11 protein-coding genes and 1 pseudogene are annotated in these 9,477 nt (G+C 57.4%); 8 read left to right on the top strand and 4 right to left on the bottom strand.

Annotated elements, in window-relative coordinates; all coding sequences use genetic code 11:
• The 6 genes and pseudogenes from hemA to kdsA all read left to right on the top strand — a co-directional run.
• Positions 1 to 135 (top strand): annotated as a pseudogene (gene hemA / locus WFM46_RS20890) (glutamyl-tRNA reductase); the annotation flags it as partial.
• Positions 136 to 176: 41 nt separating this feature from the next.
• Positions 177 to 1,259, top strand: coding sequence for a peptide chain release factor 1 (gene prfA / locus WFM46_RS20885; RefSeq protein WP_103179951.1), 1,083 nt, complete (start codon positions 177 to 179; stop codon positions 1,257 to 1,259).
• Positions 1,259 to 2,092, top strand: coding sequence for a peptide chain release factor N(5)-glutamine methyltransferase (gene prmC, locus WFM46_RS20880; RefSeq protein ID WP_336998429.1), 834 nt, complete (start codon positions 1,259 to 1,261; stop codon positions 2,090 to 2,092). The genes prfA and prmC overlap by 1 nt, the downstream gene beginning before the upstream one ends.
• Positions 2,085 to 2,477, top strand: coding sequence for an invasion regulator SirB2 (gene sirB2, locus WFM46_RS20875; protein WP_103179949.1), 393 nt, complete (start codon positions 2,085 to 2,087; stop codon positions 2,475 to 2,477). Before prmC ends, sirB2 begins: the two co-directional genes overlap by 8 nt.
• A 3-nt stretch (positions 2,478 to 2,480) precedes the next feature.
• Positions 2,481 to 3,290: an invasion regulator SirB1 gene (sirB1, locus tag WFM46_RS20870; RefSeq protein ID WP_336998428.1), complete on the top strand. Its 810-nt coding sequence runs from the start codon at positions 2,481 to 2,483 to the stop codon at positions 3,288 to 3,290.
• 36 nt (positions 3,291 to 3,326) lie between these two features.
• Positions 3,327 to 4,181 (top strand): 3-deoxy-8-phosphooctulonate synthase, encoded by an 855-nt coding sequence (gene kdsA / locus WFM46_RS20865; protein WP_103179947.1) that lies wholly within the window; start codon positions 3,327 to 3,329, stop codon positions 4,179 to 4,181.
• A gap of 122 nt (positions 4,182 to 4,303) precedes the next feature.
• Here the strand turns inward: kdsA and chaA are convergent, their stop codons facing one another.
• Positions 4,304 to 5,404: a sodium-potassium/proton antiporter ChaA gene (gene chaA, locus WFM46_RS20860; RefSeq protein WP_336998427.1), complete on the bottom strand. Its 1,101-nt coding sequence runs from the start codon at positions 5,402 to 5,404 to the stop codon at positions 4,304 to 4,306.
• Positions 5,405 to 5,672: 268 nt separating this feature from the next.
• Between chaA and chaB the strand changes: the two genes are divergently transcribed.
• Positions 5,673 to 5,903, top strand: coding sequence for a putative cation transport regulator ChaB (chaB, locus tag WFM46_RS20855; RefSeq protein ID WP_103179945.1), 231 nt, complete (start codon positions 5,673 to 5,675; stop codon positions 5,901 to 5,903).
• Positions 5,904 to 6,095: 192 nt separating this feature from the next.
• On the top strand, positions 6,096 to 6,791 hold the full coding sequence (locus WFM46_RS20850; protein ID WP_336998426.1) for a gamma-glutamylcyclotransferase: 696 nt from the start codon (positions 6,096 to 6,098) through the stop codon (positions 6,789 to 6,791).
• 40 nt (positions 6,792 to 6,831) lie between these two features.
• On the opposite strand, the gene WFM46_RS20845 is transcribed toward WFM46_RS20850, so the two are convergent.
• From WFM46_RS20845 to WFM46_RS20835, 3 genes are all read right to left on the bottom strand, one after another.
• On the bottom strand, positions 6,832 to 7,074 hold the full coding sequence (locus WFM46_RS20845; RefSeq protein WP_039030709.1) for a DUF1883 domain-containing protein: 243 nt from the start codon (positions 7,072 to 7,074) through the stop codon (positions 6,832 to 6,834).
• Between the two features lie 211 nt (positions 7,075 to 7,285).
• Positions 7,286 to 9,070 (bottom strand): methyl-accepting chemotaxis protein, encoded by a 1,785-nt coding sequence (locus tag WFM46_RS20840; RefSeq protein WP_336998425.1) that lies wholly within the window; start codon positions 9,068 to 9,070, stop codon positions 7,286 to 7,288.
• Positions 9,071 to 9,176: 106 nt separating this feature from the next.
• On the bottom strand, positions 9,177 to 9,477 hold a 301-nt coding region (locus WFM46_RS20835; RefSeq protein ID WP_336998424.1), incomplete at its 5' end, for a DsrE/DsrF/TusD sulfur relay family protein.

The raw sequence follows: 9,477 nt of genomic DNA, 5'->3' as shown, positions 1-9,477 counted from the left end.
GTCATCATGCAGGAGCTGGCATGGAAACTGACCAACCGTTTGATCCATGCCCCAACCAAATCACTTCAACAGGCTGCCCGTGACGGGGACGACGAACGCCTGAATATTCTGCGCGACAGCCTCTGGCTGGAATAGCGCGCCAAACCATTTTATAATTAAAAGGTGCACTTACGCCTATGAAGCCCTCTATTGTCGCCAAACTGGAAGCGCTGCACGAGCGCCATGAAGAAGTTCAGGCGCTGCTCGGCGATGCCGCGACCATTGCCGACCAGGAACGTTTCCGCGCCCTGTCGCGCGAATATGCGCAATTAAGTGACGTTGCGCGCTGCTTTACCGACTGGCAGCAGGTTCAGGAAGATATTGAAACCGCGCAGATGATGCTCGACGACCCGGAAATGCGCGAGATGGCGCAGGAAGAGTTGCAGGAGGCGAAAGTCCGCTCCGAAGAGATGGAACAGCAGCTTCAGGTGCTTCTGCTGCCAAAAGATCCGGACGATGAACGCAACGCCTTTGTCGAAGTCCGCGCCGGAACCGGCGGGGATGAGGCGGCCCTGTTTGCCGGGGATCTGTTCCGCATGTACAGCCGCTACGCCGAGTCGCGTCGCTGGCGTGTGGAGATCATGAGCGCCAACGAAGGCGAACATGGTGGCTATAAAGAAGTGATCGCCAAAATCAGCGGCGAGGGCGTATATGGTCGCCTGAAATTTGAGTCCGGCGGCCATCGCGTCCAGCGCGTCCCTGCCACCGAATCCCAGGGGCGTATCCACACCTCCGCCTGCACCGTGGCGGTGATGCCCGAGCTGCCGGAAGCTGAGCTGCCGGACATTAACCCGGCGGATCTGCGTATCGATACTTTCCGCTCCTCCGGCGCGGGCGGTCAGCACGTTAACACCACCGACTCCGCGATCCGTATTACCCACCTGCCAACCGGCATCGTGGTGGAGTGTCAGGACGAACGTTCCCAGCATAAAAACAAAGCCAAAGCGCTCTCGGTGCTGGGTGCCCGTATCCATGCCGCAGAGATGGCGAAACGCCAGCAGGCGGAAGCCTCAACCCGTCGCAACCTGCTGGGCAGCGGCGATCGCAGCGATCGCAACCGCACCTATAACTTCCCGCAGGGTCGCGTGACCGATCACCGCATCAACCTGACCCTCTATCGTCTGGATGAGACGATGGAAGGCAAACTGGATCTGCTGATCGAACCTATCGTGCAGGAGTACCAGGCCGACCAGCTGGCAGCGCTGGCAGAGCAGGATTAATGGATTTTCAGCACTGGCTACAGCAGGCGATACGTACGCTGGCGGGGGGCGAAAGCCCCCGTCGCGATGCGGAGGTCCTGCTGGAGCATGTGACGGGCAAAGCACGCACCTGGATTCTCGCCTTTGGCGAAACAGCGCTTACCGCCGATCAGCAAAGAGAGCTTGATGCACTCCTCGCCCGGCGCAAAACCGGCGAGCCGGTAGCGCACCTGGTGGGCGAGCGTGAGTTCTGGTCGCTGCCGCTCTATGTCTCTGCTGCAACGCTAATTCCCCGTCCCGATACCGAATGCCTGGTGGAGCAGGCGCTGGCGAGATTGCCCGCCACCCCCGCGCGCATTCTGGATCTCGGCACCGGCACCGGGGCCATCGCCCTGGCGCTGGCCAGCGAGCGTCCGGACTGTCAGGTGACGGCAGTAGATCTCATGCCCGATGCGGTGGCGCTGGCACAGCGTAACCTTGAGCGCCTGGCGTTAAAGAATGTGACCGTGCAGCAGAGCAGCTGGTTTACCGCTCTTGCTGACCAGCAGTTTGAGATGATCGTCAGTAACCCGCCCTATATCGATGAGTGCGATCCGCATCTCAGCGAAGGGGATGTGCGCTTTGAACCGCGCAGCGCGCTGGTTGCGGCGGATCACGGACTGGCAGATCTCAGCCATATTATTATCCAGTCTCGCCAACACCTGGCCAGCAATGGCTGGCTGCTGCTGGAGCATGGCTGGACGCAGGGCGAAGCGGTGCGCAATCTCTTCCTGCAGGCCGGTTTTGCCCAGGTTGAAACCTGTCGCGACTATGGCGGCAACGAGCGCCTGACCGTGGGCAAGTGGCATGAATAGCTTCTCTGTACTGATCGCCCTGCACCTGACGGCAGTCGTCCTGACCGTCACTTTTTTTGCGCTGCGTTACTGGTGGCGTTACAGCAATAATGCCCTTATCAACGCGCGCTGGGTGCGGGTTCTGCCGCACTGCATCGACACCGTGCTGTTTCTTTCCGGCGCGGGGTTGATGTGGGTGACCGGTTATCTGCCGTTTACAGATGAAGGGTCATGGCTGACTGAAAAGCTGTTTGGCGTTATCATCTACATCGTTTTGGGTTTTATTGCGCTGGGGCGTCATCGTCCGCGCAGCCAGCAGGCGGGGTTTGTTGCCTTTCTGCTGGGGCTGGTGGTGCTGTACATCATCATTAAACTCGCCACCACAAGAATACCGATACTGGGGTAAGTCATGGAGTCCTTGGCCGATTTCGAATTTAACAAAGTGCCGCTGTGCGATGGAATGATTAAGGTATCAGAGATGATCCGCGATGATTTCATTTCACAATACGTCTACGATGAACTGGAGAAACTGGTGAGTCTGGCGCGTGAAGAGATTAATCAGGCGCGCCCTCAGGAATGGCAACTGGAGAAACTGATTGAGCTTTTTTATGGTGAGTGGGGCTTTTGCGATACGCGTGGCGTGTATCGGCTCTCCGACGCGCTGTGGCTCGATCAGGTACTGAAAAACCGTCAGGGCAGCGCTGTCTCCCTGGGGGCGATTTTATTATGGGTGGCGCACCGTCTTGATATTCCGCTGGTGCCGGTCATCTTCCCGACGCAGATGCTGCTGCGCGCCGAGTGGCTGGACGGCGAGATGTGGTTAATCAATCCCTTTAATGGCGACACGCTTGACGATCACACGCTGGATGTCTGGCTGAAGGGCAACATCAGCCCGATGGCGGAACTCTACAACGAAGATCTGGACGAAGCGGATAACGCCGAGGTGGTTCGCAAGCTGTTGGACACCCTGAAGTCAGCGCTGATGGAAGAGCGGCAGATGGAGCTGGCCTTGCGTGCCAGTGAGGTGCTGCTGCAGTTTAACCCGGAAGATCCTTACGAGATACGCGATCGCGGCCTTATCTACGTGCAGCTTGAGTGTGACCACGTTGCGCTGAATGATTTGAGCTATTTTGTTGAGCAGTGTCCGGAAGATCCGATCAGCGAAATGATCCGCGCGCAGATTAATTCCATCGCGCACAAACAGATTACACTGCATTAATCTTAATTCCGATTCACCCCTGAATAAGGCGATCCTATGAAACAAAAAGTGGTTAGCATTGGCGATATCAACGTGGCGAACGACCTGCCGTTCGTGCTGTTCGGCGGCATGAACGTACTGGAATCCCGCGACCTCGCGATGCGTATCTGCGAACACTACGTCACCGTGACCCAGAAGCTGGGTATCCCGTATGTGTTTAAGGCCTCTTTTGACAAAGCCAACCGCTCCTCTATTCGCTCTTACCGTGGCCCGGGCCTCGAAGAGGGGATGAAAATTTTCCAGGAGCTGAAGCAGACCTTTGGCGTAAAAGTGATCACCGACGTCCATGAAGCAAGCCAGGCGCAGCCTGTGGCAGACGTGGTTGACGTGATCCAGCTGCCCGCGTTCCTCGCCCGTCAGACCGATCTGGTCGAAGCGATGGCGAAAACCGGCGCCGTCATCAACGTGAAAAAACCACAGTTCGTCAGCCCAGGCCAGATGGGGAACATCGTCGATAAGTTTATCGAAGGCGGTAACGACCAGGTGATCCTCTGCGACCGTGGTTCCAACTTCGGTTATGACAACCTGGTGGTGGACATGCTGGGCTTCAGCGTGATGAAAAATGTCTCTAACCAGTCGCCGGTCATCTTCGACGTGACCCACGCTCTGCAGTGCCGCGACCCGTTTGGCGCAGCCTCAGGCGGCCGTCGTGCTCAGGTTACCGAACTGGCGCGCGCCGGTATGGCGACCGGTCTGGCGGGTCTGTTTATCGAAGCGCATCCGGATCCTGCCAACGCCAAGTGCGACGGCCCATCCGCGCTGCCGCTGGACAAGCTGGAGCCGTTCCTGAAGCAGATTAAGGCGATTGACGATCTGGTCAAGAGCTTTGAAGAGCTGGATACGTCCAACTAATTTGATGAAAGAAAAAACCCGCCGAGGCGGGTTTTTTTATGCGCTTATTGCCGGGTGGCGCTGCGCTTACCCGGCCTACAAAACCCGTAGGCCCTGCAAGCGAAGCGCCGCTGGGCAAAGGACTAGGCAAATATCGTCATCAGATAGGCCGCAAACAATGCCAGGTGCGCCGCACCGTTGAGCACGTTGGTGCGCCCGGTGGAAAATGAAATCTGGCACAGCAGCAGCGACGCCACCATCACAATCATCTCCGGTGCGCCAAGGCTAAACATCAACTCGTTACCGGTAAGAAGGGCAATCAGCGTCACCACCGGCACGGTCAGGGAGATGGTCGCCAGCACCGAGCCAAAGAAGAGGTTCATGGCACGCTGCACCTGGTTATTCAGCACGGCACGTAATGCCCCCAGCCCTTCCGGGGAGAGGATCAGCAGCGCCACCAGGAAGCCGGTAAAGGCCACCGGCGCGTTCATCGCCGTCAACAGCGTCTCCAGCGGTGCGGCATTCATCTTAGTAACCGCAATGACCGCAATCAGATGCACCACCAGCCAGACCGTATGCCACAGGCTGCTGTGCGCGGACGGCTTGCCGTGGTGCGGGTCATCGTCGTCGCTCTCATCTTCATGCTCATAGACGAAGAGACTCTGGTGCGTTTTGGTCTGGATCAGCAGAAACACGCCGTACATCGCCGCAGAAATCAGCGCCACAAGCAGGGCCTGGCCGGTAGTGAAATTGGCCCCCGGCAGTGCCATCGGGAATACCAGCACGATAATCGCCAGCGGAAAGAGGGCGATCAGATACTGCTTAATACCAAACAGGTTCAGATATTGTGTCGCGAATTTGCGCCCGCCCAGCAGCAGCGAGAAGCCGACCAGTCCGCCGGTGACAATCATAATGATGGAGTAGAGCGTATCGCGCATCAGGGTAGGTGCTGCGTCACCGGTCGCCATCAGAGCGGAAATAAGGCTCACTTCGAGAATAACGACGGAAAGACTTAAAATCAGGGAACCGTAGGGTTCGCCCAGGCGGTGGGCCAGCACGTCGGCATGGCGTACAACGCTAAAAGCACTGCTCAGAATACCCACAAGGGCAAGAATATTAATCCCGATGACCACTGGCAGTGACTGCGCGCTTCCCCAGAAGAACAGCACGGCCAGGGCCAGCACCGGGAAAATGAGAGACGTCTCCTTATGACGGGTTTTCACCGTCTCGTGTGCGGTTGTCATGTAATTCTCCGTTTTGGCAGGTGCTTGTAATTATAGACAGAAAGTGAGGAGCTTAAATTAACAGATCGCCGTTAATCTCTGAGTATCTTTTACTTAATTTTACGGTACAGGGGAATTATTACACGAGAGCGTCATAATAATATATTTTTGTTAAATAGGGTCTTAATAACAGTAGATTAAGAAACTGAAATCCAGGATTATCGATTCGACTGGAAGCCTTCGGCATTGTCGACCACACTTATTAAGTGAATAAAAAGAGGGGGTTGCTATGCCATACAAATCGAAAACTGATTTACCGGATAACGTTAAGAACGTACTGCCTGCCCACGCGCAGGATATCTACAAAGAAGCCTTTAACAGCGCCTGGGATCAGTACAAAGATAAAGAGGACCGCCGGGGCGATGACAGTCGTGAGGAGACCGCACACAAGGTGGCCTGGGCGGCGGTGAAGCAGGATTACGAAAAGGGAGACGATGATAAGTGGCACAAGAAGAAATAGTCATTGCTTAGTTGGCTGTGCTTAATAGTTTGCACCGTCGGCTTTGACTTTTAAGGCGGTCGGCCTCGCGCTCTGTTGCACCCGGCGAGATTATTGCATATCGTCACCCTACTGCTTTCTAATTGAGCAGTAAAAGGACCCGGAAGGTTCATAAAGTGAGGGCAGGGATGCAGGCAGTGGCGGAGGTGCAATATGTTAACGCGTGATTTTCTTATGAAGGCCGACTGCAGAACGGCCTTTGGTGCGATCGAAGAGTCGCTTCTGTGGTCAGCCGAGCAACGCGCAGCGTCGCTGGCTGCGACCCTGGCCTGCCGTCCGGACAACGGTCCGGTATGGCTTTTCGGCTACGGTTCCCTGATGTGGAACCCGGCGCTGGAGTATGTTGAATCGGCAACCGGGACGCTTCCGGGCTGGCATCGTGCCTTCTGTTTGCGCCTGACCGCCGGACGCGGCAGCGCCTGCCAGCCAGGCCGTATGCTTGCACTGAAAGAGGGCGGACGCACCACCGGCGTGGCCTACCGTCTGCCGGATGCGACCCTGGAAGAGGAGCTGGCGCTGCTGTGGAAGCGTGAGATGATCACTGGCTGCTATATGCCGAGCTGGTGTCGGCTGCAGCTGGATGATGGACGCACCGTTAACGCCCTGGTCTTTATTATGGATCCGCGCCATCCGCTGTTTGAGGCCGACACGCGCGCGCAGGTCATCGCCCCGCTGATTGCCGCCGCCAGCGGCCCGCTTGGCACCAACGCACAATATCTCTTCTCACTCGATCAGGAGCTGACGCGTCTCGGCATGCAGGATGATTGTCTGAACGAGCTGGTGTCGCGGGTGCGGGCACTGCTGGATAACGAATCGCCGGAAAGCCAGCTGCGCCCCGGCTTTGCCTGAAAAAAAGCCCGGTGACAGTGCGCCACCGGGCGAAGAATGATCAGGCTGCGACGTAGCTGATGGAGTGCTCAAGCGACTGGCTGTGGCTGTCGATGAGCACCTCCCAGGTTCCGGTATAAGGCACCGTCAGCCAGGCGTTGTCTCTGTCCTGTACGCTTAAAATATCTGCCTGCGTTTTGCGTGGTGCTTTATTACTCATCAGATGAATATGACAGCGCTCTGAGCAGCGCACCACTACCGTATCCCCGCCAAACAACTTCAGACTTGCTTTTACCAGTGCCATTTTTTTACCCCGTATCCGAAACAACGCTCTCCTTGCGGCTAATCCTGAGCGTGATGTTGTTCACAATTCACTCATGGCATAACACCAAAGGGGAAGGGCCGGGGTGCTGATTTTGATCAAAAAATGGCGTATGCCTTAAACAAAAATGACAAAATGCCTGAAAGCGCGCAGCGAACATCGCTTTACGCGGCTTTCAGGCAGCGGATTAACATTAAATGCGGAAATGACCGGCGGTTTCAGCGAGGTCGCCTGCCTGACCCTGAAGGGCGCTGGCGGCGGCAGCCGACTGCACCACCAGTTCGGCGTTTTGCTGCACCATGCTGTCCAGATTGAGCACCGCGCGGTTAATCTCCTGAATGCCTTTCATCTGCTCGCTGGTCGCCACGGTGATCTCCCGCATGATCCCCGACATGCTGCCAATGCTGGTGACGATCTCATTCATGCTCTGCCCGGCAAGATGCACATAGCGCGAACCGGTCGCCACGCTGTCGGTGGTGGAGTCGATAAGGCTTTTGATCTCTTTTGCCGCCTGGGCGCTGCGGCTGGCGAGATTGCGCACTTCGCCCGCCACCACGGCAAAGCCGCGCCCTTGCTCACCGGCACGTGCCGCTTCAACCGAGGCGTTCAGCGCCAGAATGTTGGTCTGGAAAGCAATGCCATCAATCACGCTGGTGATGTCGCCAATTTTGGTCGAGGCGGCTTCGATGGACTGCATGGTGGTGATCGCCTGCGACACCACGTTGCCGCCCCGCGTCGCGGCCTCGGCAGCTTTGCCCGCCTGCTCGTTCGCCACGGCGGCAGATTCGGTGGACTGCGCCACGGAGGCGGTGATCTGCTCTACGGCGCTGGCGGTTTCACGCAGGCTGGAGGCGGCCCGCTCGGTGCGTCCAGAGAGATCCTGGTTCCCGGCGGCAATCTCCTGGGCGGCGTTCTTCACCGAGGCGCTGGCGTCGCGCAACTGCACCATCACCACCGCGAGTTTATCGCTGAAGGCGTTAAAGGCATGGGCGATCTGCGCCACCTCATCGTCACCTTTCTCCGGCAGACGCTGGGAGAGATCGTTGGTGCCGTTGGCAATGGCGTGCATCGCATCGCGAATATCTGACAGGCGCTTCAGCAGGCGGGCAATCACGAAATGCACAACCACCGCGCTGAGCAGCACCAGCACAACCAGCGACAGGGAGGAAGCTTTCAGCAGGGTGCGCATACCTGTCGTCGCATCATCGCTGTCAAGCGCGACAATCAGCTGCCACTGGGTACCGGCAATCGGGGTTGCGGAGAAGGTTTTCGCCACGCCGTTGTACTCCCCCTCGGCGCTGTTGCCATTCTTCAGCGCAGCCAGATCGACGCCGCTGATGACCGATTTAAAGGGCTTTAAGGTCAGCTCGGGATCGCTGGCGGCAATGACCGAACCCTCGCTGTCAACCAGCAGCCCGCTGCTGGCTGGCGTCGGATGGATGCCGCGCACGTTGGCGATCACGCTGTCCATCGCCACATCGCCCGCCAGCACCGCTTTCAGCTCGCCGTTCTCTTTCACCGGCACGGCGAAAGTGACCACCAGCTTTTTGGTGCCGGTATCCACATACGGGGCGGTGACGATGGCGCGATCCTCTCTCACCGCCTGCTGATACCACGGACGCACCGTTGGATCGTAGTCGGCAGGTACCCCTTCAGGATTGGAAAACTTCGCGGTTTTGCTGGCGTAGCCGGCATAGACGTTGATAAACCCGCCCGCCTGCGCCAGCTGTTTAAACATCGGTACCGGATCGTCGCTCAGGACGACGTTCTGCAGGGAGTTGATCACCAGCGTCTTGCTGCTGACCCAGTCGGCAATCGCCATGCTGTGGCTGGCGCTGGTGCTGGCCAGTATCGAACGTTGGGACTGTTGATTATCCTGACGCGTGACCTGGAAATTAATCACGGTATTCAGTAAAAGCGCGGCGATCAGACATCCGACCGTCGCCGCAATAATACGAGCGCGAATTGACCTGAACATAATGAAATACCTGCTGTGTTGTTGTAAAAAGCCTATCGGCATCGGGCAGGCAAACTTGAAGCTGGAACCGCGCTCATAAGAAAAAAATATTTTTGTTAATGCATTATTAGAAAGTTAATAGTTTATCCGCGGATAGCGTCCACTGCGCCAGCTCCACCAGGGTGCCAATCTCCACCCCGTCGATCAGCGGCAGGGCGCTGATACCGCGGCCATCGGCGCAGGTTTTGCACAGCTTCACCGGCACGTTCTGCGCCGTCAGGATCTCCAGCATCTGCTGGATATTGTAGCCCTCCGCCGGTTTTTGCCCCCGCAGTCCGGCTGTGACCGCGTCGGACATCAAAAACAGGCGCAGATCCAGGTCGCTCTCCTGCTCGCGTAAGGCAATCGCCAGTCGCAGGCTGTTGAAC

The organism is Leclercia sp. M50 (genome assembly GCF_037150775.1).
Classification (GTDB): Bacteria; Pseudomonadota; Gammaproteobacteria; order Enterobacterales; family Enterobacteriaceae; genus Enterobacter.
The sequence above is the reverse complement of the archived record's forward strand: the minus strand, read 5'-3'. Positions and strand labels throughout refer to the sequence as shown.

Coding starts and splice junctions, on each gene's coding strand:
- prfA (WP_103179951.1), top strand. CDS start 177: ATGAAGCCCTCTATTGTCGCCAAACTGGAAGCGCTGCACGAGCGCCAT.
- prmC (WP_336998429.1), top strand. CDS start 1,259: ATGGATTTTCAGCACTGGCTACAGCAGGCGATACGTACGCTGGCGGGG.
- sirB2 (WP_103179949.1), top strand. CDS start 2,085: ATGAATAGCTTCTCTGTACTGATCGCCCTGCACCTGACGGCAGTCGTC.
- sirB1 (WP_336998428.1), top strand. CDS start 2,481: ATGGAGTCCTTGGCCGATTTCGAATTTAACAAAGTGCCGCTGTGCGAT.
- kdsA (WP_103179947.1), top strand. CDS start 3,327: ATGAAACAAAAAGTGGTTAGCATTGGCGATATCAACGTGGCGAACGAC.
- chaA (WP_336998427.1), bottom strand. CDS start 5,404: ATGACAACCGCACACGAGACGGTGAAAACCCGTCATAAGGAGACGTCT.
- chaB (WP_103179945.1), top strand. CDS start 5,673: ATGCCATACAAATCGAAAACTGATTTACCGGATAACGTTAAGAACGTA.
- WFM46_RS20850 (WP_336998426.1), top strand. CDS start 6,096: ATGTTAACGCGTGATTTTCTTATGAAGGCCGACTGCAGAACGGCCTTT.
- WFM46_RS20845 (WP_039030709.1), bottom strand. CDS start 7,074: ATGGCACTGGTAAAAGCAAGTCTGAAGTTGTTTGGCGGGGATACGGTA.
- WFM46_RS20840 (WP_336998425.1), bottom strand. CDS start 9,070: ATGTTCAGGTCAATTCGCGCTCGTATTATTGCGGCGACGGTCGGATGT.